This is a genomic window from Pseudomonas sp. R3-18-08, from assembly GCF_003852065.1.
GTDB lineage: Bacteria > Pseudomonadota > Gammaproteobacteria > Pseudomonadales > Pseudomonadaceae > Aquipseudomonas.
Map to the genome: position 1 here is coordinate 2159925 of NZ_CP027729.1, position 21917 is coordinate 2181841.

Annotated in this window: 22 protein-coding genes and 2 pseudogenes; all 24 read right to left on the reverse strand. The window is 56.9% G+C overall.

Annotated elements, in window-relative coordinates:
• Window positions 1–55 precede the first annotated feature (55 nt).
• The 24 genes and pseudogenes from traD to C4J92_RS10170 all read right to left on the reverse strand — a co-directional run bounded on the left by traD (window position 56) and on the right by C4J92_RS10170 (window position 21883).
• Complete coding sequence (gene traD / locus C4J92_RS10055) at window positions 56–2161, reverse strand: type IV conjugative transfer system coupling protein TraD (RefSeq protein WP_124403713.1); 2106 nt, start codon at window positions 2159–2161, stop codon at window positions 56–58.
• A 9-nt stretch (window positions 2162–2170) separates the two neighbouring features.
• A complete protein-coding gene (locus C4J92_RS10060) occupies window positions 2171–2686 on the reverse strand; it encodes an integrating conjugative element protein (protein ID WP_124362198.1) in 516 nt (171 codons plus the stop codon).
• Window positions 2683–3231, reverse strand: a complete 549-nt coding sequence (locus C4J92_RS10065; RefSeq protein WP_124362199.1) for a lytic transglycosylase — start codon at window positions 3229–3231, stop codon at window positions 2683–2685. Before C4J92_RS10065 ends, C4J92_RS10060 begins: the two co-directional genes overlap by 4 nt.
• Window positions 3213–3932, reverse strand: a complete 720-nt coding sequence (locus C4J92_RS10070) for a TIGR03759 family integrating conjugative element protein (RefSeq protein ID WP_124362200.1) — start codon at window positions 3930–3932, stop codon at window positions 3213–3215. Before C4J92_RS10070 ends, C4J92_RS10065 begins: the two co-directional genes overlap by 19 nt.
• Before the next feature lie 9 nt (window positions 3933–3941).
• On the reverse strand, window positions 3942–4613 hold the full coding sequence (locus C4J92_RS10075; protein ID WP_124403714.1) for a chemotaxis protein: 672 nt from the start codon (window positions 4611–4613) through the stop codon (window positions 3942–3944).
• On the reverse strand, window positions 4610–5152 hold the full coding sequence (locus C4J92_RS10080) for a PilL N-terminal domain-containing protein (RefSeq protein ID WP_124403715.1): 543 nt from the start codon (window positions 5150–5152) through the stop codon (window positions 4610–4612). The genes C4J92_RS10075 and C4J92_RS10080 overlap by 4 nt, the downstream gene beginning before the upstream one ends.
• Window positions 5153–5258: 106 nt before the next feature.
• Window positions 5259–5996, reverse strand: a complete 738-nt coding sequence (locus C4J92_RS10085) for an ABC transporter substrate-binding protein (protein ID WP_124403716.1) — start codon at window positions 5994–5996, stop codon at window positions 5259–5261.
• A gap of 52 nt (window positions 5997–6048) precedes the next feature.
• Window positions 6049–6543: a DNA repair protein RadC gene (radC, locus tag C4J92_RS10090; RefSeq protein WP_124403717.1), complete on the reverse strand. Its 495-nt coding sequence runs from the start codon at window positions 6541–6543 to the stop codon at window positions 6049–6051.
• 99 nt (window positions 6544–6642) lie between these two features.
• Complete coding sequence (locus C4J92_RS10095) at window positions 6643–6900, reverse strand: hypothetical protein (RefSeq protein WP_124403718.1); 258 nt, start codon at window positions 6898–6900, stop codon at window positions 6643–6645.
• Between the two features lie 70 nt (window positions 6901–6970).
• Window positions 6971–7552 (reverse strand): STY4534 family ICE replication protein, encoded by a 582-nt coding sequence (locus C4J92_RS10100; protein WP_124403719.1) that lies wholly within the window; start codon window positions 7550–7552, stop codon window positions 6971–6973.
• A gap of 1051 nt (window positions 7553–8603) precedes the next feature.
• Window positions 8604–9518, reverse strand: coding sequence for an SGNH/GDSL hydrolase family protein (locus C4J92_RS10105; protein ID WP_124403720.1), 915 nt, complete (start codon window positions 9516–9518; stop codon window positions 8604–8606).
• 233 nt (window positions 9519–9751) lie between these two features.
• A complete protein-coding gene (locus C4J92_RS10110) occupies window positions 9752–11719 on the reverse strand; it encodes a DNA topoisomerase III (RefSeq protein WP_124403721.1) in 1968 nt (655 codons plus the stop codon).
• Window positions 11720–11946: 227 nt separating this feature from the next.
• Entirely contained in the window at window positions 11947–12402 is a 456-nt protein-coding gene (locus C4J92_RS10115) for a single-stranded DNA-binding protein (RefSeq protein ID WP_124362207.1), read from the reverse strand.
• Window positions 12399–12917, reverse strand: coding sequence for a DUF3158 family protein (locus C4J92_RS10120; RefSeq protein WP_124403722.1), 519 nt, complete (start codon window positions 12915–12917; stop codon window positions 12399–12401). Before C4J92_RS10120 ends, C4J92_RS10115 begins: the two co-directional genes overlap by 4 nt.
• Window positions 12914–13668: pseudogene (locus C4J92_RS10125) on the reverse strand (PFL_4669 family integrating conjugative element protein). Before C4J92_RS10125 ends, C4J92_RS10120 begins: the two are co-directional and overlap by 4 nt.
• Window positions 13669–13886: 218 nt before the next feature.
• Window positions 13887–15074, reverse strand: a complete 1188-nt coding sequence (locus tag C4J92_RS10130; protein WP_124403723.1) for an STY4528 family pathogenicity island replication protein — start codon at window positions 15072–15074, stop codon at window positions 13887–13889.
• A complete protein-coding gene (locus tag C4J92_RS10135) occupies window positions 15071–15619 on the reverse strand; it encodes a DUF2857 domain-containing protein (protein WP_124403724.1) in 549 nt (182 codons plus the stop codon). The genes C4J92_RS10130 and C4J92_RS10135 overlap by 4 nt, the downstream gene beginning before the upstream one ends.
• Window positions 15616–17201: pseudogene (locus C4J92_RS10140) on the reverse strand (ParB family protein). Before C4J92_RS10140 ends, C4J92_RS10135 begins: the two are co-directional and overlap by 4 nt.
• Before the next feature lie 14 nt (window positions 17202–17215).
• Window positions 17216–17425 (reverse strand): hypothetical protein, encoded by a 210-nt coding sequence (locus tag C4J92_RS10145; RefSeq protein WP_124403725.1) that lies wholly within the window; start codon window positions 17423–17425, stop codon window positions 17216–17218.
• Window positions 17426–17509: 84 nt separating this feature from the next.
• Window positions 17510–18355 carry a ParA family protein gene (locus C4J92_RS10150; RefSeq protein WP_124362214.1) on the reverse strand — a complete coding sequence of 282 codons (846 nt, stop codon included), beginning with the start codon at window positions 18353–18355 and terminating at the stop codon, window positions 17510–17512.
• A gap of 4 nt (window positions 18356–18359) precedes the next feature.
• Window positions 18360–18584: an AlpA family transcriptional regulator gene (locus C4J92_RS10155; RefSeq protein ID WP_124362215.1), complete on the reverse strand. Its 225-nt coding sequence runs from the start codon at window positions 18582–18584 to the stop codon at window positions 18360–18362.
• A gap of 115 nt (window positions 18585–18699) precedes the next feature.
• Complete coding sequence (locus tag C4J92_RS10160) at window positions 18700–19449, reverse strand: hypothetical protein (protein ID WP_124362216.1); 750 nt, start codon at window positions 19447–19449, stop codon at window positions 18700–18702.
• 317 nt (window positions 19450–19766) lie between these two features.
• Window positions 19767–20330, reverse strand: a complete 564-nt coding sequence (locus C4J92_RS10165) for a cytochrome b (protein WP_124362217.1) — start codon at window positions 20328–20330, stop codon at window positions 19767–19769.
• Between the two features lie 98 nt (window positions 20331–20428).
• Window positions 20429–21883 (reverse strand): aldehyde dehydrogenase, encoded by a 1455-nt coding sequence (locus C4J92_RS10170; RefSeq protein ID WP_124362218.1) that lies wholly within the window; start codon window positions 21881–21883, stop codon window positions 20429–20431.
• Window positions 21884–21917: the final 34 nt, after the last annotated feature.

The following is a 21917-nucleotide window of genomic DNA, read 5'->3' on the forward strand; positions in this document are numbered from 1 at the left end:
TCACGAAACTTTCTGAATAGCTTGCTGCTGCATCGACTCCTGTGGTGAGACCGGGCTAGCCCACCTGATCCAAATCGAAGTTTGTAGTCGGGCCACCACCGCTAGCCCTCCACCATTGACCCGCCTGCTGGTTGTAAGTCGCCCGCATCATCTGAGTGAGCTCCTGCAGGTCCTTGGGCATGGCGTCGTCGTTAGAAGGTTTCGGTAACGGCATACGAACTTTCCAGAGCTGGCCACCGGCCTGGAAGGAGAACATCTGCCCTTTGGGCAAACTAACGATGTGTGCTGGCTCGATCAGCGGCACACTGGTGCTGCTGACACGGTCCTGTGAGGACCAGGTGAAGTCCGTGTTGGCCCCCGGATCGGAGGTGTCGGTCGCACCCGAGACCAGGGTCTTGGTCAGCACATTAACCTTGGGCAACTGCTGGGTGAGCAGTTCCGCGGTCGCGGTTTCGCGTACCCGTAGCATCTGTAGGGTGTTGAAATTGCCGACCACCTGGCCGGCCTTGGCGCGGTTGCCGATACGTGCTTCGATGTCGCTGAGGGTTTGGGTGTAGGCGGTTACCTGGATACCGGCACCGCCCCCCTTGTTGATCAGCGGAATGAACTCATCGCCCATCAACTCGTTGAACTCATCGGCATGCAGGTTGATTGGCAGTTTGTCACCAGCGTTGCCAGATTGAGGCAGCCCATGGTCAATGCCATGTTTGTAGATATGTCCCGCGACCGAGACCAAGTCGGCGAACATTGAATTGCCCACGGCGGCGGCCACTTCGGCATCAGTCAGCGCATCCAGGCCAACGTAGACGATGCCGCGTTTTCGGATGATCTGCATCCAGTCGAAGATCGGCCGCGGGTCATCCAGGTCGGTGTAGTTGGGAGCCAGTAACTGAGCGGTCTTGCCGGTGGTGAGTTTCTCCAGCAGCGGCAGTAGCGAGGCCACGATTTTGTCGAAGTAAGTGCGGTCGTAGCGCACCGCCGAACGCAGTCCGTCCATTACCGGATCAAATACACGCTTCACCGCCAGGTATTGCTCGATGGCCACCACCCGCTTTTCGCGTCCTATCATATGCCGGGGAATGTTCTTCTCTGTGAGCTTGCCTTCGAGCTGGACGATCACTTCCCACGCCTTCGGGTCGGTCTTGGCGAAAAACTGCTGGGCGTACTCGATGAACAGGGCGTCGATGTTAACCACATGTCGCTGGATCTGCAGGTAGTCCGGGCGCCGGCCCAGCTCGATCAGAGCGCGAGCTATGATGTTGACGAAACGCCAGGCGAACTCACGGAAGGCCGCCGAGTTGCCTTCACCGCTGAGCTGCCCGGCGATGCGCGACGCCACTTCCGAGATGCGCCCGAAACGTCCCACCGCGTTGTAGCGCGCGGAGATTTCTGGCCAGCCAAGATGGAAGACATAAAACTCTTTCTCCCGACCGGCGTGTTTGGCTTCGACGTACATGCGCTTGAGCAAGTCGGCATCGCCCTTCGGGTCGAAGACAATCACTACCTCATGTTCAACGCGGTGAATGTCTTGAGTGATGTATACCTCGGCGAGTCGCGTCTTGCCGACGCGGGTCGTGCCCAGCACCAGGGTGTGACCGACCCGTTCGCCCAGAGGTAGACTGACTTCCGTTTCATCGGGCTCGACCCCATGCAGCAGCGGTGAGCCTCCTACCGGAGGTAAAGGGCGCAATGGATTGAAGGCACTGTCCCAGGCAGTGACACGGGCCAATGTCGAGAGCGGAAACGGTGCCTGCTCAAGGGACCGTTCGAGTCCACGGGCTAGGCGATAACGGGCTGGTTGGTCGACATAATGGGCGACCGCTGGATCCTGAGCCTCGACCAAGCGCTGGGTGTGCAGGCGCGTCCAGCGAAATCCTCTGCCCATAAACAGACGCTTGCGGCTGACCGGGATTTCCCCACTAGTCAGTTCGTATCGGGGCAGTCTGCGAATATTGCGCCGATAGCGCAGTACCTCCCATGCTTGTCGCAGGCGTATCAGGCCGAATAGTGTATAGGCCAGCGCCGCAACCAGCCCGATCTCGGGTGACAGGGCCACAGCCCAGGGCGAGTACACGCACAACACCGCGGCGGCGATGCAGATCGCTACGGTGTACAACTCCACCGCCGGTCGGAGCTTGGACTCCATCGCATGCTCGGCCATGACCTGGACTCACTGTTCCAGTGAGGTGGCGGTGATCAAGACGGGGTAGTGCTCGATCTGCAAGCGGGTGGCGATGTCGTTACCGTTGACCGGCAGGATGGTGATGCCCGGCGCGGCGGCTCGAATCCGGGACAAAGCTTCGGTATCGGTTACTTCAACCGCTAGACCGGCTGCGCCCATTTCCTGCAGTTCAGGCGCGCGTTGACGCAACCAAGCCAGTGAGTGGGTATCCTCACCCACCAGGAAAAATGGCCGTAAGCCTGGCATGTTTAGGGCGCGAGACGTGATTTGGCCGGGGCTCAAGTGAGCGCTGCGAACGGGTAATATCCAGGTTTCATCGGCAAACGTGGATAAGTCCGCATGCATGGCGCGACCAGGCTGGAGATTGTTGTTCATGGGCGGCCTGGCAACTTGAAAATGGGGACGGTTGAAGCCGCCAAACTGGTCCTCTGCAACGGATTGTTTCGACTGGGCGAAAGCAGCCAAGAGCAGGGAGAAGTAATAGGTAATAGGAATTCGTTTCATGGTGGTGTGCCTTGTTCAGCGGAAGCTTGTAGCCGTGCGAGTTGCCGGGAGAATCCATCGCGGTAACGCGCTGCGGGTAAACCTCCCCTAGGGCGGTGATAACGCCCAGCGGCTGAAACCCAATCACCGGTGACCGCGTGATGCTCTTGCAGCAGGGCGGCAGTCACAGCCAGATTGCGGTAGGGTTCGAGAGCTTCGCAGGGACTGGAAAAACGTTGTCCGTGATAACCCAGGTTGGTTTGCCCAAGTCCGGCGTCGACCCGTTTAGCGTCATATTGTTTGAGCGCCTGGAGCAAGGCGTGACATGCGGCCTGGCGAGTGGCGAAACGGTAGGGTGTTCCGGCTATATTTAGGGTCCACGGCCACGGCAGCAGTCGACCACGGACGCGAATACCGCTCTCCTGTAAGGCAATCGCGAACAACACCGTAGACGGGATGTCGGCATCATGCGCCGCCAGTTGATAAGCCGGAGGCGGAAGTTCGTCAGCCCGAACCGCGTGCACTGCCAGTTGGAGCGCAATAGCAATCAATCGAGACTTTGCCATTGTCCATTCACCTGTTGAAATGTGACGGGTAATGGTCTTGGGGCGCCCAGGCTGAACCAGCGACCACGGTCATGGTTCAGGGTGATCTGCCGGCGTTGAACCTTGGCCGGATCAATGTCCGCTTGCCGAGCCCAGCTGCGGACGCGTTCATCCTCGCCTTGGCTGCCCACCAGGTAGATATCGAACGCCGTATCACTGCTTTGCAGACGCTGTGCTTCGGCGGTGCACGCAGAGCAGTGATCTTCGACAAACAGAGCTCGGCGCGGCTCTACCGGTGAGCTAGACGAGGGCGGGGATGCCATACCCTGAACCGGCAACAGCCCCGGAAACAGCTTGGCCCAGGCCGCTGTGTAAGCGTTTTGGTAGGCCAATTCACGCTCGGCGCGCTTGGCTTCCAGTGCTACCTGTAATTCGGCATATCGCTGGCGCTCTTGGTCGGTCTTGGACTCAACCCCGAGGGCGGTTAACGGATCGAGGTTCGGGCTCCAGAAACCGCGTGGACCGGCTTGGATCTGTTCGAAGCGTGTCCATTCCTGCTCGGTCAGGCCCCAACTCGCTGCCTGTTCAGAGTCAGAGCGCCCCAAGGGCGCGACCTGCGTGTCCTGGTTCCTTGACGGTGTCGTGACGGGGTTGCCCATCGCAGCGCCTATGGCCAGTAGCGAAGCGAGACAGACGATGGGGAGTAGTGAGGCTCTGTTCATGATCGCTTCTCAAGGGAGTTGCACTGTCTGGTCTGGCTGAGCAGCCACTGCGAAGATGGCCGCCTTCGGCTCCAGCACTTTCAGTCGCCATGTGCCAAGCTGCTCGCCGGTGTGCAGCAACCGGGTATCGTTGAGCGAGCGACTATCAGGAGGCGCGACCGCCAGAAAGCGCTCGCCACCACGGGACTCGACACTCAACACTGAGAATGGCGGCGGGAGCGGTACAGACTTGGGGCGAGAGGTTTTCTTCGGTTTGGCCGGGGAAGATGTCGGTGGAGGAAGTGTTGGCTGTGGCTTGAGGTCCAGGAGTTGCTGCTCGACGTGCTCAAGTCGTGCGCGTAGCGCGTTCATGTCGGCTGTGGTGGCTCGGTCTGCCAGACCGTCGCGTAGCTCCTGTATCTCTTGTGCCCATTGATCCAACATAGGGCCGAGTGTGTTGGCCTGTTGTTCACCGGAATCCACCATCTGCTTCAGGTCCTTCAGTGCATGCTGCAGCTTCTCCTGCGCGTCTTTGAGATCGCTCGAATCACGTTGCAAGGTTTGCAGGATCTGTAGGTGTTGGGCGTTCGCATTTCCCAGCTCGGTCACGCGTTGATACTGGTCATACAAACCACCACTCAGTCCGGAGACCGCCAGGCAAAGTAAGCCAACAATGATGGTTTGAAACGTCGAGGCTTTCATGGCCGTGCCTCCGTCTGATGGGACGAGTCTGGTTTAGCCGGCACGATGCCGACATCAGCTTTCTGCTGTTCGAAGCAGACCGAACGGCTGACCTCATTGGTCATGAGTTGCCAGGCGGAGCCAGCCAATACCTGTAGTGCGCTGCGTAACGGAACCGGGCCGAGCCGGTAATGGGCTGCAGGCAGAGGTCGAGTGAAAAGTGTCTTTACTGGTTCGGTGGCAGGGCAGAGCGAATAACCCGAGCGCTGCAGCGCGTAGTGCATCGCCTCCTGTACCGAGGGATTAAAGTTGGACGGTATGTTCACATCAATGATTTGAGCGAGAAGATCACGTTGCTCCGTGGTGGGCTCGGTGCTCACCAGCGTATAGCGACCATAACGGATTTCCGCCGGATGGCTTGCTTCGGCTGGGCTCCTTGATAACTGGGTCCGATTGGAACCACTGTCGATCTTTGGATTAGTCGGCAATGGGGTGGGGATTTGCGCGCTGCAGGCACTCAAAAAACCCAGCAGGCAGACAGGCGTAAAAAAACGCTCCATGAAAAAAACCTCATGTCAGATTCAGTGCAGAACCTGACATGAGGTGAAGGAGCGATTCAGTGAGAAAGTCGATTTATGGCGGGTCGTGTTAACGCTAAATGCGTTGCTATTCATCAAAAATGGCGAGCGTGTCCAAGACGGCAGCGTCGGGGTCGAAAATCAACAAGCGCACATCCGCCAATGCCGCCAGATACAGTACGTTGACCAAGGCTGCCGGTGTACCGGCATCGAGTTGCTGTTGCCTCAGCGATGAGTAAGAACAGCCCTCGATTTTGACCAGGTTATCGTCGGTCCAGGGCGTGCCGATCAGCTTACACCCGACGCCATTGCAGTCCTTCAGGGCAAAGGGTTCGAACAGCAGACCGGATGGTCTGGAGTCGAAATTGCCAGCCCGGCGCTCCACGTAACGCAATGCTTCTTCAGTGAGGTGTGTGGTACTGATCTCCCAGATTCGACTGTAGTGTCCTGTCTCGAAGCTCAAGCGACGGATCACAGCTTCGGCATCTTCCAGGGAGTACAGATCGCCGACATGATGCCGGTCGTTGAGCATTTCTCCCATTACGGCGTAGATCACTTGGCGCACCAGTCCGGTGGACTGACAGCGTTCTTCCAACTCATCCGGAATGGATTGACCTTCGCTGATCAAGGCGAAATCTTCATTGAAGATGCAGAGGAACATCTGTAGTTCATCGTCGGGCAAATGGACCTGTGAGTAGTGCAGGGGGCGAAAGCAGGGAGGGTAGTTGTTTTCGTAGGTGATCAGTAGCAGCCGTTCGATATGAAGGTTGTCATAACCGCGAGCAAATGGGTTTGAAGCCGGGAGCAGGGCTAGGGTTTGGTTCATGAGGGTTCTCCAGAATTGAAATGAACAAGGCGCCCGTAGGCGCCTGTGAGGGTTAAATCCAGCCGTATTCGGCAAGGGAGAGCGGGCGACCTTCACCCACGATGAAGTGATCCAGTACGCACACGTCGATCAATGCCAAGGCCTCTTTCAACCGTGCGGTCAAAACACGGTCCGCCTGGCTGGGCTCTGTGCACCCTGAGGGATGGTTGTGAACAAAAATGACGGCTGCAGCGTTATGCGCGAGGGAACGCTTAACGACTTGGCGGGGGTAAACGCTGGCGCCATCAATGCTGCCGTGAAAGAGGATTTCGAACGCCAGCACCCGGTGCTGGGCGTCAAAAAAAATCACACCAAAGACTTCATGGTCTTGTTGCGCAAGACGCAGTTTTAGGTAAGCCGCCACGGTGTCAGGCGACGTCAGGATAGGCCCGCGGGCGAAAAACCGACGATCCAGAATATGCAGCGCTTCGTCGATCAGCTGGTTTTCTTGGACAATGCGATCAGCCTCGAAATCCGAGGTCTCAATCAGTGTGAGTTGGGGGCTCATGGCGCTACCTCCGAAGGGAATAATCAGGGGTACACGCCCGAGGGGAGTGGTATCCCCAGGGTGGGTATGGAGTTGCAGGCGTTTGCAGGTGATGCAGGTTTACAGCCGATTGTATCGGTGGCGTTGACCGTGCATAGGTGAACCACAACTGTCGCAAGGCAACGGAGAAAAGGCTCTTATGCCCCAGCCGGTTTCGGGATCGAAGTCGGCACTGATGGGCATTAAGCGAACCAGCCCACGATGTATCGCGGCGATGCGTTGTTCGATCTCATCTGGCGAGTGATACAGCGATAACGTGCTGTAGTCCTCGTAAGCCGCACCGAACAGGCAGTCGTCGCAAAGCCAGAAGCATTCCATATTGGTTCTCCTGTGCTGTTTGAAGAAAAGGCGCTCGATCGAGCGCCTTGATGTAAAAAGCGTGGATTGTTCAGGCGGACTGAACAGCACGTGTGGCGACACGGCGGGCCGTGCGGGGAGTGGTTGGAGATTCAGGTTCAATCCTGGGCTCTGTAGGGGTGTCGGTATCCTCAGCTTTGGCATCAGCCGACGTTGGAGAGGGTTCATTGATCGGCGCTGGCTCAGCAGGTGCTGTTGCTTCCTGCCTGGCGGGCGCTTTGTATTCGAACTTGCCATTGACCTTGATCCAGTCGATGAGCAGCAAACGACCTTTCAGACTGGCGCCCGGTTGGCCTTGTTTCGCGCCTTTCTCATAGAGAAATGGGTCGATCCACAGGTCACCAATACGGAACGACAGCAAGACCTTTTTCTCGGCCTTGACGGCGTCCATATAGAGACGAATCAAGCGGTCAGCTTCGCCACCAGCGACTTTGCAATCAAAGCGGGTGTACTCCACTGCATCGGAGGCACCATGCAAGGCTGCGATATCGCAGGCCATGAATGGCTGACCGCGGCGGACCTGTACTTCACGAACACGGTTGAGGTAGCCGATACCGACGGTGTGCAGGTTGAAGTAAGAGGTCGCTTCTTGGGATTGGTTGGCGTAGGCCATGGTGGTTCTCCAGTTTCAAGGGAAAACGGCGACGCACAGCCCCTGGCAGGGAAGTGAGCCCCGTCAGGGTGGGTAAGATGAAGGCGAGCGATGAACGACTCGCCACCGGCAAGCCGATGACCATCAGAATGAAGCTTCTGGGTGAGTAGCTGTGCAGCAGAGGAGAGTCTGCAGTGGTAACCCGCAGGCATGGAGTAGTCGGCATTCATTACCGCTTAAGCGGCAACCGCGCGAGCTTCCGAACGCTGATCGCACTTGGGTAAACCACCACGAACGTGGCGTAGCCTTGAAGGTTTTGGCTACCTGGGCTGTCAACGACAGCGAACCACGCCCTTTGTATAAGCCTGTCACCGGGGAGCGTCAAGACGCTACAACCCGATTTTTTAAGGCCGGAATACGGTGGTAGCCACTGGAGTTAAGAAAATGAAAAAAAAGAAGAGTGGGCCTGGCGGTGTGCCAGGCGAGGAAGAGAAAAACCACCTTTGACGGTCTTACGCAGTCGACAAGCTCCTCGCAAAACTTGGTTGAACTGCGCAATGATTCGCCAACCGACCCTTGTCGTGGCCTGGGTCGGAACATGCTGGCACGCATCCGCGCACAAAGGGTGCCCCTTGTTTCCCCGGTGGGCTCCGGGACTGAATACGATCGCCGAAGCGGATGACCGCTATTGCCGGGTAGAGGCAACAGTGGTCATCCGCCACCACAATCAGGTCGAGCACAAAACGGGAACGAGATCCCGCAGAAGAGGAGGCTCCGAACTCCGGGAGTCCGACCGAGCTACCCGGAGCGTATCGGTCTTGGGTTGCTGTTAGCGATCATCCGAAGGCACTACAGCAGACCGGGAAGGCTGACGTCAAGGCGTAATCGTCCGACGAACACACCTTCTAGATCTCAACGCTAAGCGCAAGGGTTTCCGCGGAGTTTACCCGATAGCGTCCAGATCAGAAGCGCGAGGGGCAGATAGCCCCAGACTGACTGTCCATCCCTGCCTTGGCCATGATTTGCGCGCGCACCCCTGAGCCAGATCGCTGGCTACAACCTGATAGAAACCTCAGCGACTAGCTTTTAACGTTTCAAGCATCGCCTCGGCGGCCAGAGTGTGGACTTTGCGGGTCGGGTGCCATTCATCCCAGTAGTAGTGGGCATCTGGATTTTTACACACGGGCTTGACGGCCGGATAGGTGGCTTGGCACGGGGTATCCAGATCCTTAAAACCCGCAACATCGGGCGCCGCGCGAAGCTTGTCGCTGAAGGCCAGGTGGTCAAAGTAACTAATACTGACATGATGGGTTTTAGCCAGTGTTGTTAGCACGTTTGGCAGTTTTTGTTCGAGTATCTGTTGGTATTCTGTTGCGCTCTTGACTTGATTGCCCTGCACCACAGCCGGCACATGACTCAAATCTGTAGTTCCCACGACCATCATGTGCTTGGCGCCTGCTGCAATCAGCGTCTCGGCGGCCCTCTGTATGTTCGCCACACTGTTCTGGCTTAACACGTCAATCGACTCTGGGTGCGAGAAGTCGGCCCATTCAAAAAAGTCGTTGGCTGAGATGAAAATGAAATAGAGCGAATTTGGATCCGCTTTGTGTGTTTTAGCGGCTTTCAGATGATCGGAGATTTGACCGAAAATCCCAGTGTCGCGATATTGCTCCATCCAGGCATAGTAGTTGCCGTTGCCGCTCTTGGCACCGCCAATCCCGTAGTCAGTCAAGGGGGTTTTCAAGGCGAGAGCCAAGTCCTCGACGGCGGTAGGGCCATTGCTCCAGCGCCCCTTCCAATACAACGCACCGGGTAACTCCTGCGCATCTTTGACCTTCTGCGTGGCCAATTGGCTAGTGAAGGTTTGACCCGCACCATTGTCAGAGTAGCTGTCACCGAAAGCATAGAGATGATCGTAGCTAGGGGCGCCAAAGGCGGTTGATGCAGTTAGTGTCAATAGAGCGGCTAAGCGAGCGCGTCGAGTCATTGAAAGTCTCCCTGGTTATCGCCTCAGACTACCGGCGGCGACATTCTTTCCTTGCCACGGTTGCGACGTATGTTTAGCCATGTGCGCAAAGACTGTCCTGTTCGCGACTGGTGTTGGCGGGTAGCGACAAGGCTGTCTATCGGCTCAAAGAAGATTCTGCTCACCTGAAAGCGTTTAATGAACTGGAGCAGATATGGGTTTCGACCGGCAATTCGCGTGATCAGTAAAGTGCGTTATGTACGACGCGTGCTTTTGCTGGTTGGCATTGTGCCCTTGCAGTCCGGATAGTCTGAGCATGACCAGAACGGCCCTGTTTTCCCTTTTCGCTTACACATGGAGGCGTTGCATATGGGGCAGGTTGGACCGGCTTCAACAGGCAACGCTAACGTAAGGGAGCTGCAATTTGCGATCAACTGTGCAATCCAACTCGCCTGCTTGGCGACGAACGCATCGAGGCTTAGACGTCCCGCCTCGATTTCATCCAGAGCCTGCTCCCAGATCGCGGTCATACCTGGATCCGTAACTGCAACGGGTACCGCCTCTATTAAGGTATGGGCCGCGGCGGAGGCCATTAAGGTGCGTTTTTTCTTGAGCAAATATCCGCGATCAATCAACCCTTTGATAATCCCGGCGCGTGTAGCTTCAGTACCGATACCGGTGGTGTCCCGAAGTTTCTGTTTCAGGCGTGGGTCGCTGACCAGTTTGGCCACGTTTTTCATCGCTTTGATCAGATCGCCCTCGGTGAGAGGGTTGGGAGCGGCAGTGCGCATGGACTTGAGTTCGACATCGTCCACGGCGCACTGAGTCCCCTGCTGCAAGCCGGGTAAAACTTGGGATTTATGCGTCGGCTCATTATCCTTGGGAGAGTCGGAGAGTATGCCTTTCCATCCCTGAACCAGTATCTGTTTGCCGACAGCGGTCAGCTGTTCTTCGCCACATTCCAGTTCGACTTGGGTTCGATCAAACTCATGATGCGGAAGAAACTGCGCAAGGTAGTGGCCACGGATAAGTTCGTAAACGTGGCGCTCGTGTTCCGACATTCGCGCAAGATTTGCCGGTTCGGTGGTAGGGATTATGGCGTGGTGAGCCGTGACCTTGGCATCGTTCCACGCTCGTGAGTGCAAGGATTGGTCTAGGTTTCCGAGCGCAGACTTTAGTGCGGGATCGGTTTGGCGCAGGGCATCGAATACTGTGCATACCTCGTTGAACATACTCTCTGGCAGATAGCGACAATCGCTGCGCGGATAGCTAGTGGCTTTATGGGTTTCATACAGGGATTGAGCGATGTTCAGGGTTTCCTGAGCGCCGAGTCCCAGTTTGCGTGAGCAGGCTTCTTGCAGAGTACTCAGGTCGAAGGGCAGGGGCGGCGCTTCCCGGAAATGCTCAGTTCGAAGAGAGAGTACTGTCGCGGTCTTGGTACCCGAAATTGCTTCGACGGTCTCACGGGCAAGCGCCTGTTGCAGGCAACGACCAGCATCATCTCGCGCGGAGTGGTGTGGTAGCCACGACGCGATGAATGGTTGCCCTTTTGAGGAAAGGTGCACATCCACTTCCCAGTAAGAAATTGAAACGAAGCTGGCAATCGCACGATCACGATCAACCACCAAACGTAACGTGGGTGTCTGGACACGTCCAACCGACAAGACACCGTCGTAACCCGCCCGCCGACCAAGAAGGGTAAACAAACGACTGAGGTTCATGCCGATCAGCCAGTCGGCACGGCTGCGGGCGAGGGCCGAGTGATAGAGCGGGAAGGTCTCCTGACCCGACTTCAGCGAGGTCAGCGCTTTGCGAATCGACGCCTCATTGAGTGCGGACAGCCAGAGGCGCTGAACAGGGCCTCGATATTGGCAGAGCTCCAGCAACTCGCGTGCAATCATCTCACCTTCGCGGTCGGCGTCGGTTGCGATGACAATGGTGGTAGCTTCGCTGAGCAGGCGTTTTATGATTTTGAACTGCGCGGCAGTCTTGGGTTTGACCTCCACTTGCCACTGCGCCGGAATGATCGGTAGATGATCCAACGACCAATTCTTGTACTGAGTGCCGTAGGCTTCAGGCGGGGCCGTCTCCAGTAGGTGGCCGATACACCATGTGACAGTTGTCTCGGGGCCGATCAGGCAACCATCACCGCGCCGAGTGGCTCCGATAACCTTGGCGATGTCACGACCCTGGGAAGGTTTCTCGCAGAGGAAGAGGCGCATATATCTACTCCGGATTGAGTTCGGAGCAGCGTTGTTCGAAGTAGCAGGGGCGAGATATGAGAAACCTGAATGGCAGGTTCCTCATATTAGTCGGTGAGGGCGGCCTTGAATGAGCTGAAGCTGCTACCTTATTGGAGCGTTCGTAGCTGGGTGGGGGGCTTCATGAGCCGCGAGCAATGGCAGGCCTGGAACTTCGCGCAAAGGCGCAATTTTTATGCCTGAAGTCGTCAGGCCTTAGGTGATTGCCCTCTGTGTTTCTTGGGTTTCGACGTCGGCGAGCTGGCCTGCTCAGCATTTTGAGCGGCCGTCGGTTCACTGGAGCGTTCCCGCATGACCACGCTTTGTACCCGGTGAGGCAGGATGCCGACTCGACGGGCCTCGATCTTGAAGGTCACCCGCGCATTGTCTTCGCTGTCCTCCCACTCATCGCGCACCGTACGACCTTCGACCAACACGCGCATGCCTTTCTGGTACAGCGTGCTCCAGTGTTCAGCCTCACGGTGCCAGAGCTCAACCGGCGCCCAATAGCCGCCCCGATCTTCATAGCTGCCCTCGCGTGGGATGGGGTTGTCGAAGTACACATTCAGCCTTAGCAAGCGCCGTGGCTCGTCATTGCCTGAGGCGAACTCCTGGAACTCTGGCGCACTGCCGATATTGCCTTCGCCGACGAAAAAAGTACTCATCGTGTTGCCTCCACTGCGGGTGTGAACTGGCGCAGCAACTGTTCGGCACTGGCCATGTTGATCGCGCAGGTCGTAGCCTGGCGGTAGAGCGAATGCACCACACTCATCTGAAGGTTTAGTGCGATACGCGCGCATTCGAAACGGTGCAATTCATCTCGTACGATCTGCGGCAATGCTTTGTTGGAGATCTGACGTTCCCAAACCGCCACACCCATGCGAGCAAAATCACGGGTGCGCCAACGCAAAAATGTGGTGCCAGCATCGGTCTTCTGCAGTACCAATCGTATATCTAGTAGTGAATACGGCGGCTGCCCGGCTTGCTGCACCACAGCCTCCATCAGGCGACATAACTGCGCCTCGATTTCCCTCGCCACCTGCGCCAGGTGCTCCAACTCCCCCTTACCCTTAAAAGGTTTTAAAAGGCCTTTTAGGGAGGCAGCGTGTTCGAGCTGCCGGTAGGCATTCTGTGTCAACGCTTCGAAGGGCATTGGCTGAATCGGGATCATGGGATTCATACATCAGCCTCCGACTCATCTACGCTCGCAGACGGACCGTCCACTACCTCTGCCAAAGCGTCAGCGTCATCCACTGCTACAGCACCACGGCGAATGATCGGCGGCGCAAACTGAGAACGGCGATGACCCTCAAGGATGTCCATCGGGGGCAATCCATACTTCTCCACGGCCGCCAGGGCGCGGGCATTATTTGCGGCCATATCATCGCGTGTGACGCCGGCATGTCGATAACGTTGCGCCTGACCGAACAGGCTGCGTAGCAGATGGGCGCCGTCGTCGATCCAGGCTTCCATGTCTCTTCGACCGATCAAGGCGGTGTGATGGGCGAGTAGGGTATGGCGTACCAGCGTGTCGTAGTCGGTTAGCAGGTAAACCGCCAGAAAACCCAGTTGGCTGCCGATATACAACGGCAAAGTCACAGGGTGGATGTTGAGGTTGTCCCCATGTCGATCTGTGTTGGCAGGTCCTGTCTGATTCGGTCCAGCTGTTGGGTCAGTTCTCCCATCCCGGCCTTCGCCTGCATCAATTTTTCTTCGAGCTGCACGATGGCCCAATCAGCATAGGGATCGTCCTGGGCGGCCGTTTGTTTGATCAGGTTGGTGACACTGATGTAACCGGCCATACCCATGATCGAGTGGACGCCTTCGCGTGCGGCTCGACCTTGCCAGATACGGGCTGCATGGTGGGTATGCAGGGTCAGGGTGATGCTGCTGCGCAATGAACCCAGATTGAGTTGATAGTGATCGGCCATGGTGTTGTCCTCGCATAGGCTTGGACGGGAAGTTGCGACAGATGAGGGGCAAGGGCAGCCAAAAAGCTGAACGCGGTCTGTTCGGTTTGATGAGAAAGAGAAATACATAACGTCTACGTTTAGTTGAGTACGTCCCGGTGTTCCTCTAAAAGCTCCATGGCCCGGTACGACATTTCGTAGACTGGAGCTCTATGGATTTGATGCCACTGGCATCAACTCTACTGAGTTCCACCGCGTCCACGCAGTTGGCGCAGCTCATTCAGACACGCTTGGGCGAGGGCTGATGCGGGTTCGCCCTTTTTCCGAGTCGGCCGCGAGGGAGCGGATGGGGGCGGCTCTGCGACGGGTGACGGTTCGACCTGACTTGCCCAAGGACGAAAGTCGCCTTTCAGCGCACGCTGGATCAGGCCCATCAGATAGGCCGCTGGCTTGCGGATACCGCCGGCCTTACAGCGTGCCCCCGCCTCGTTGAGCACAGCCTGCTGATCCGCTGGGTTAAGCTTGATCAGCGCCGCCGCGACGGCCTGACGTTCGCTGGGACTCAGGTGTAGCGCAGTGGGCCAGCGCAGGTTATCCACAGTAGAGGTCGCGCGCGGTACTGTACATTTACTTTCTTTTAATACAGTACAGGCAGCGTTCGGATTCCGAACGGTGCTGGAAACGTTAGGGTTCAAGCCTGATTCGGAATCCGAACGAGAGCCTGCACGATTCCGAACGCGGTGATCTTCCCTCTGTTCGGAATCGTGGAGTGCATCACCGGGTGGCTGATCCAAGCCTTGCTGCGTCCACTGTTCGCCCCAGCTGTCGAGCCGCGTCGGTAACCGACCCTGATCGATATTCGTGTCCTGTCGGACCTCCTCCACAATGTGTTGAGCGACAATCCGCACCGCCTTCGTCGCATGACCGAGGGCATGTCCGACCAGTTCTAGATAATCCTGATCCAGCTCCATGGCTTCGGCGGGGGTTAACGGCTCATCGTGCAGAACATACAAAGAACCTTGTAGCCGCCCGCTGATTTGATCGCGACCGCGGCTAACCAAGCTGAGCCAACGAGTGAGCCTGAGCATCGTCAACACGCGAGCAATGGTTTCACGCGAGGCTGACGCACCGTAGGGCACGCTCGAGAGGTAAGGCTGCAAATCCTCATAGCGCGGCGTGACCACGCCCTGGCCTTGCAGCATGAGTCGAAATACCTGCCAGGCATTTCGCTCCAATGGCGTCAGCCGATTGTCCAATAGCAGCCGACGTGGCACGACCTCGTGTGATTGGCCGCTAAACAGAAAGCCAGCCTGTAGAGCCTGGTTGGAGGGCTGTTCAGTGGTAGGGCGTGCTGGCCAGCGCTCATGCAGCTGCTGTGTGCATTGCTGCAGGACACGTTGCCAGCGACTGGCAGGACCAGCATTCATGTTTTGTTGCTGTACTGGTCGATTTGCTGCCAAACGATGGTCAAGCTGATCTGCTGTTCTTCGGCAAGCATCATCATGGCGTCGAGTTTATCCTCGGTGCCGTCCTCTGTTCGTATTTGTCGCCAACGTTGCCACAACGCATGCTCCTGCGCTTCGCTTAAATGTTGGGGGCGGCCTTTACGGGTTTCTATCTTGAGTAGACGCCGGCGCATGGCTGTTTCCGAATGCGCCAAGCCAAAACACTGGTACATAATGGTGCTGCTGGCGCCGAGTTTGAGCGCTCGGTTGATCAACCGTTCGTTCTGTTCGTCGCGTTCAGCTTGTTCAATCAAACGATGCAGCACTGGCGAGTCAATCTTGACCTCAAGCCAAGGGACTGTGGCATGGGCCAGGCGCGATAACGTGGTCGGTGGTAAGGATTGCAGCACGAAGATGTCATCCTCACTGAGTCCAAGTGCCTTGCAGCGTTGCAGGTTGCCCAGGCGTAGTTCGTGCAGTACCTGGGTTAGCATGGCTTGATTGAGCATATTGAAGGACAGGTTCATCTCAGCTCCTTCGGTAAGTTTTCTTCAGAGGTGAGCGTTAAGTCGATTAGTCTCCGGGCCAAGCGGATCAGGCGAAACAGTTTGATTAGCAGATTGTCAGGCAGTCGCTCCAGCCCCACGTCTGTGACTGGTCGATCTGGTAGAGGGAGTTGATAGACCCCTAACAACAGTTGCCCGAACAGTGCGGAAGGTATTTGCTTGCGATCTTCCCAGTTCACCTCGTCTTGAGCACGTAGCAGGGCCAGGAGCATTAGGTGAACGCCGGTCGAGCGAGGCGCTGAAAGATCGAGTCGCTCAATGTCCAACGCGAAGCCCAAGCCAAGCTTTTGATCAATGATGCACTCGGCATCTCCGGCATAGGCCGCCATTTCACGAGCCAGTCCGGCAATGGCTAAACGCAGTTGCTCGGGGTATCCATCAGTGGTTTGATGATCCAAAGGTCGTCGATTGGGCAGGTTTCGACTGGGGACGTCGTTTCGGTGGCTATCTCGCGATCGATTTGCTCACGAATCTGTTGAACGCGTGATCGAGGACTGGCCGCTGGTAAAGCATTTGTTTCGGGTTCTGCGAGCAGTTCTTCTGAAATTGGCTCTATCCTGCTCTCGGCCTCGATTGATTTTGATTCCGCATCGGAGGAGGGCGGTTCTGCCGCGGCTTCATGCTCGCTTGGCGGATGACTGCTTTCTGAAGGCGTGGTGACGATAGCCCCAGGCGTGCGGGCGCCCCGTTGGGTATCGCTCAGCTCCAGGGCCAGCATACGGTAGGACTGTCCGAGCAAGCTGCTCATGCGTTCGAGCAGTTCGTCCTGGATCTGCTCAAGATCAAACGAGTCAGGATCACCATCGAAGTAGCCCATGGTTTCCAGCCAGAACTCTGCAAACGCAACTGTGGCAGTTGGATAACGGTTCCAGGTTCGTTCAGCCTGACTACGTAGACCGATCAGACGCTCTATCTGAGGCTTACCCAATCCGGCATACAGAGTTTGTGGAATGGCGGGTAATAAGTGTTCGAGGGTGTCCAGCATGCGGCTGATATGCGACTGCGAAATCGGATAGCCTCCAGCGGCAAGGCGTCGAGCCAGCTCCCGTTGTGAGAGCTCTGGGCCATCCGACTCAAGCATGGTTTTGAGTTTGGCTACCGCCAGAGCCCGTTCGATGAACGTGAGTTGACCGTGCAGATCGCTTTCAGCCAAATGACCGAGTAGGGCGGTGATTTCATTGCTCCAAGGTCGGAACAGGCAGTGGATCCGAAAGAAACGCTCGTCGCGAGTTTCCTGCCACAGCTCGCCGAGAATTGCCAAGCGCGTATTACCGCCGTTGCGGATGATGAAAGAGGTTTCACCCGGCCGGCGGGTAATCGGTGGCGGTTGATCCAGCCCGCGTTCACGGATCGATGCCTTGATATCGTCATAAAGCGGGTTACGTATGAAGCGTGGGTTGTGTTCGTAGGGACGTAACTGTTCCAGAGTGACCAACATGGGAGTGTCGATGACTGGATCGGACAGTCGCTCCAGTCCAGGACCTTGAGTGAAGTGGTCCTGGCGCAGCTTGTCGGTGATTTCCTCCTGACTGAGCTTCTTCATCGGAACCGCCTCGATTAACGCCGGCTACGCAAATGGTCACCGACCTCGAATTTCACGATTTCGGCAGTCCCTGAACCTTCGAAATGTTGGGAGAGTTCTGCGAGGAACCACACCATGGCCGAGCGCCCCCCTTGCAAATGAAAAACCACGGTGCAGTACTCCTCGCAAGCCGCGTCGCTGGGTCGAATGGAAGGCTGAACAACGATAGGAAACTGATCCAACATTAGAAAACTCCTTACCAAGCCCTGTTGGCTTCAAGGTCGATCAAACAAAAGTAATTGGGTGAAATGCTGATTGGGCAATTTGTTTTATTGAGGTTCCGCACACCTCATTACCGATGAGATCGCTTCGCGCCATTCCGGAAATAATTCGATGGCCAGCGCCTGCATGATTTCTAGCGCAGACTGCGAGCGTCGACGTTTACTCGACGGGCGTGTATCTATTCGGTGGACCGGTAAGCCGAGGGAGGCGGCATTGAGATAGGCCACTCGGTCCGGGATTACGGTGTCTAGCACCGAGATATTGGTAGCCTCTGCGAAAGTCTCGCGCAGGCTTCGGATGATCATCCGGGTGTCCACTCGATTGACGTTTACCTGGTTCAGTAAGAGCCGTAAGGGCGGCGGGTCGATGCCCAGGTGGCGAAACGGCTCGAGCTCACTCAATAGCTTCAAGGTGCCACGGCGCATTTCGCGGGCAGCGAGCATTTCTGGCGTGATGGGAGAGAGGGCGAGATCGGAGGCCAGGATGGCCATCTCCAGCAGTACACTGCGTGCTCCCTGAGTATCGATCAAAAGCAGGTCATAATTGAGACACAACTCGTTGAGCAAATTGTGCAGGCGTAGTCGTCCGTCAGGGGCATGCAGCAACAAGGTGCTCAGTCGACCTTGATCGTCGTTGGAGAAAATCAGGTCGAGACCGACGACTGCAGTCCTAGATATTATTCGCTCAGGTATTGTTAGCTTGAGTGCAATGAGTTCGTACGCACCTGCATGAGCTTTTTGGCTCAATGAGTAATAACTGGATAGGGTGGGTTGGCTATCTAGATCCAACAGCAGAACGCGCAAGCCAGCATCGGCCAACAGACCACCGAGATTGGCCGCTACTGTCGTTTTACCTACCCCGCCCTTAGTGGAAACCACCGATATCACGTGCATCCCCTCACTCCTGTTGCGAAAGGCGTTCTGCAATCCAGTGCTCGATTTCCAGTGAGTCCCAGCCAACTGCGCGCAGTCCGATACGCTTCGCCCGCGGAAACTTGCCTTCCTTCATCAGGTTGTAAATGTGCGCACGTTTGAAGCCGGTTTTTTGTTCAACCTCATCACGTCGCATGATGTGGCGTTGGGGTTGAGGTGCTTCAACTGAGGTGACAGATTGGTTGGACATGCTAGTCACTCCTGGCGCCGATTGGCGCGTGGTGGGAAGTGACATGGATTGAATCGCACAAGGCGGGATGAGTCATTGCATTGCAATCAAGCCTATTGCAACGCAATTGACTGGATCAGTTGTTTTTTTTGAGGCTACGATTGGCCACGGCAAACTTTTCATCCAGCGTGCGCTTGCTGAGGCCGGGCACATCTTTGTGACGAGCGACAATGGCATCAACGATGGCTGCTTGATTCGTGAATACCGAAAGAGGTTTTCCGGCGGGCGAATGGTCCAAGAGAAGGCTGACCAATGCCCCAATGATGTTGTGATAGGTCAGTTCGCTGCGCTCGCTGAGTTGACCATTCGTTTTGGCCAAGGCTTTGAGATCATCTCTCTCAAGTCCAATCGACTGGAGTTCTCCCAAGATTTCTTGAATGAGCTGCTGTTGCGCTTTGAACGCTCTCGATAACTCATCTCGATCTGCTTTCAACGAGAGAAAAGTTCCGAGGCTCACCTTTGCAGGTGCATCCTCACCGGACTCGAATAAAAAACTGGGCTTATGGTCGGGATAATGAATCTCCATCCAACGGCGTAAGTCTGAATGGCGGATGGTAAGCTGATAGGGCTCTACATAGCTTCCCAAAGGAACAGAAATGCCGAGGCAACCATAAGGCAGTTCTCCATTTCGTAAAGCATCACCGATCTTTTCTACGGCTGCCTGAAGACTTGGCCATCGACAAAACAGCTGAGGCAGGTTATTTGGCTGCAGCCAAGCGGCTTTCAATATTTCAGACTCATGATGAATAAGATTACACCAGCGCAGAGCCGCTTCTATGGGCCTATAGAAGAGCTTGGTTTGCGGATTAGAAAAGTTAGTAGGCATCTACTGGTAGACCTCCATTTCTGGATGGATGGGCCTCCCGTAGTACCTTCTTACATCGCGAACCTGCTAATAGCTGATTTGCAGCGACGGATTCACTCAAGTTGACTCGGTGAGGTCATTCCATTTGACTGATTATATTGCCGGCGCAGTTTTTATATCCCGATTTGAAAGTATAAGTTAGTTGGAACAGTTGCAGCGAGGATGTCTTATGCGCTACACCTCGGCCGATATCTAAGGGCACCGACCGGTAGCAACTGTTATTACATGCTCTACAGGGGGGTGGCGCATCCTGTGCTTGCATCGAGAAGGTTATTAATTCATAGCATGCGGCGCAACACATTGTTACGAGGGTCGCGGTCGAAGAGTCGGTGCTTGAGCGCACCCGCGATATGCAGCACGATCAACACCAGCAAGGTATAGGCCAGTACCTTGTGTAGCCATTGGAACACGACAAACCAATCGTCATTCTTTGTCAGCAGCTCCGGCAGGTTCACACCGAAAAAGAATACCCCGTCGCTCATGGTGTAGGTGCTTGACATCGAGTACCCCATCAACGGGACGGCCACGATCAGCACGTACATGGAGCGTTGTACAAACCGTGAGAGGAAACGCTCATGCGCCGCCAGTGTTTGCGGTGGCTGCGGAAGGGCGGGGGTGCGAACACGCAAGGCGATCTGTACTAACACCAGCAGAAACGCCAGCACGCCGAACGATTTGTGCCACGGGTAGTAGAGCGTGTATTTACTCACGACTTCATCATCGAGCCCGGTCATGTGCCAGCCGGCCCAGAGCAGCCCGGCTATGACGACGGCACGCACCCAGTGCAGGATGCGCAGGGACACGGGATACCGATCGATTGCCGTTTGTGTTTGGTTGTTCATCGCAGTCTCTTCATTGATCATCAAGGCGTTGAAAACGCACGATTGAATGCCACCCTCCGCGGCCATGGCCGCGAGGATGGCAAGTGCAGTGACTGCTCTCAGGCAGGCAGCAGCACGGTGATCACTTTCTCCTCGGTGTAGACCAGCGCGCCGCTCAGCCCGCCTTCGCGGCCGATGCCGCTGGCCTTGACGCCGCCCCACGGCAGGTTGGCGTCCAGCGGGCTCCAGCAGTTGACGCCGATGGCGCCGACCTTTACCGCTGCGGCCACGCGGTGCGCGCGCGCTAGGTCGGTGGTCCACACCGTGGCGGCCAGGCCGTAGGCGGAGTCGTTAGCCAGTGCCACGGCTTCTTCTTCGCTGTCGAAGGTGATCACCGTGCCGACAGGGCCGAAGATCTCGTCCTGGGCGATCGTCATGTCATTGCGGGCATTGGCGAAAATCGTTGGGCGTACGAACCAGCCCTGGTTAGGGGTGGATACGCCGCCGGCCAGCAGCGAGGCGCCTTGGTCGATACCGAGCTGGATGTAACGGTTGACGCGATCAAATTGCGCTTTCTTGGCCACCGGCCCCATCTGCACGTCAGGCTGGCGAGGATCGCCGACCTTGACCGCGCGCGCGGCGTCGGCCAGTGCACCAGCGAATCTCTCGGCGAGGCTGCGCTGGACCAGGATGCGCGAGCCGGCTGCACAGATCTGCCCCTGGTTGGCGAACAGGCCCAGGGTGCAGCCGAACAGCGCCTCATCGAAAGGCGCATCGTCGAACACGATCTGCGGGCTTTTGCCGCCCAGTTCGAGTGCCACACGCTTGAACAGCACACCCGCGGTGCGCTGGATCTCACGCCCAGCCTCGGGGCTGCCGGTGAAACTGATCTTGGCCACATGCGGGTGTTCGCATAAGGCGCGGCCTACCTGGGCACCGTAACCGGTGACTACGTTAATCACGCCGTCAGGAAATCCCGCTTCCTGCGCCAGCGCCGCCAGATGCAGGGCCGATTGCGGGGTTTCTTCCGAAGGTTTGATAACCACGGTGCAGCCCGCCGACAGCAATGCGGCGAGCTTCCACACGGTGATCATCAGCGGTGAGTTCCACGGCACGATGGCGCCCACGACTCCCACTGGCTCGCGTACGGTGTACGAGAGGGTCTTGCGACCGAAGTAGCCGCCGGTGGGAATGGTGCGTCCTTCAAGCTGGTTGGCCCAGCCGGCGGCGGCGCGCAGGTTGGCGATAGCGTTGGGCAGGTCCATCCGGCGCGGTTCGAGCGGTGAACGGCCGATGGCGTCGGCGTCCATGTCGGCCAGTGATTCGCTGTCGCGCTCCACCAGGTCAGCGAGTTTCGATAACAGCCGGCCGCGCTGGGCGCCGTCAAGCCGGCTCCAGGCGCCACCTTCCAGCTGGGCGCGCGCCGCTGTCACGGCCCGGTCCACATCCTCGGCGGTGCCGCTTGCGCAACTGCCGTACACCTGTTCGGTCACGGGATTGATAAGGGGGATGCGCGCGCCGTCGCTGGCTTCGAAGGGCGCGCCCTGGATAAAGTGGTTCAGGTGCTGAGTCATGTGGATGTCCATGCGTGATTGTTCGGAGGTGACA

Bases quoted from the DNA above. Each gene is read 5' to 3' on its own strand.
- traD (WP_124403713.1), bottom strand. From the start codon at position 2,161: ATGGCCGAGCATGCGATGGAGTCCAAGCTCCGACCGGCGGTGGAGTTG.
- C4J92_RS10060 (WP_124362198.1), bottom strand. From the start codon at position 2,686: ATGAAACGAATTCCTATTACCTATTACTTCTCCCTGCTCTTGGCTGCT.
- C4J92_RS10065 (WP_124362199.1), bottom strand. From the start codon at position 3,231: ATGGCAAAGTCTCGATTGATTGCTATTGCGCTCCAACTGGCAGTGCAC.
- C4J92_RS10070 (WP_124362200.1), bottom strand. From the start codon at position 3,932: ATGAACAGAGCCTCACTACTCCCCATCGTCTGTCTCGCTTCGCTACTG.
- C4J92_RS10075 (WP_124403714.1), bottom strand. From the start codon at position 4,613: ATGAAAGCCTCGACGTTTCAAACCATCATTGTTGGCTTACTTTGCCTG.
- C4J92_RS10080 (WP_124403715.1), bottom strand. From the start codon at position 5,152: ATGGAGCGTTTTTTTACGCCTGTCTGCCTGCTGGGTTTTTTGAGTGCC.
- C4J92_RS10085 (WP_124403716.1), bottom strand. From the start codon at position 5,996: ATGAACCAAACCCTAGCCCTGCTCCCGGCTTCAAACCCATTTGCTCGC.
- radC (WP_124403717.1), bottom strand. From the start codon at position 6,543: ATGAGCCCCCAACTCACACTGATTGAGACCTCGGATTTCGAGGCTGAT.
- C4J92_RS10095 (WP_124403718.1), bottom strand. From the start codon at position 6,900: ATGGAATGCTTCTGGCTTTGCGACGACTGCCTGTTCGGTGCGGCTTAC.
- C4J92_RS10100 (WP_124403719.1), bottom strand. From the start codon at position 7,552: ATGGCCTACGCCAACCAATCCCAAGAAGCGACCTCTTACTTCAACCTG.
- C4J92_RS10105 (WP_124403720.1), bottom strand. From the start codon at position 9,518: ATGACTCGACGCGCTCGCTTAGCCGCTCTATTGACACTAACTGCATCA.
- C4J92_RS10110 (WP_124403721.1), bottom strand. From the start codon at position 11,719: ATGCGCCTCTTCCTCTGCGAGAAACCTTCCCAGGGTCGTGACATCGCC.
- C4J92_RS10115 (WP_124362207.1), bottom strand. From the start codon at position 12,402: ATGAGTACTTTTTTCGTCGGCGAAGGCAATATCGGCAGTGCGCCAGAG.
- C4J92_RS10120 (WP_124403722.1), bottom strand. From the start codon at position 12,917: ATGAATCCCATGATCCCGATTCAGCCAATGCCCTTCGAAGCGTTGACA.
- C4J92_RS10130 (WP_124403723.1), bottom strand. From the start codon at position 15,074: ATGAATGCTGGTCCTGCCAGTCGCTGGCAACGTGTCCTGCAGCAATGC.
- C4J92_RS10135 (WP_124403724.1), bottom strand. From the start codon at position 15,619: ATGAACCTGTCCTTCAATATGCTCAATCAAGCCATGCTAACCCAGGTA.
- C4J92_RS10145 (WP_124403725.1), bottom strand. From the start codon at position 17,425: ATGTTGGATCAGTTTCCTATCGTTGTTCAGCCTTCCATTCGACCCAGC.
- C4J92_RS10150 (WP_124362214.1), bottom strand. From the start codon at position 18,355: ATGCACGTGATATCGGTGGTTTCCACTAAGGGCGGGGTAGGTAAAACG.
- C4J92_RS10155 (WP_124362215.1), bottom strand. From the start codon at position 18,584: ATGTCCAACCAATCTGTCACCTCAGTTGAAGCACCTCAACCCCAACGC.
- C4J92_RS10160 (WP_124362216.1), bottom strand. From the start codon at position 19,449: ATGCCTACTAACTTTTCTAATCCGCAAACCAAGCTCTTCTATAGGCCC.
- C4J92_RS10165 (WP_124362217.1), bottom strand. From the start codon at position 20,330: ATGAACAACCAAACACAAACGGCAATCGATCGGTATCCCGTGTCCCTG.
- C4J92_RS10170 (WP_124362218.1), bottom strand. From the start codon at position 21,883: ATGACTCAGCACCTGAACCACTTTATCCAGGGCGCGCCCTTCGAAGCC.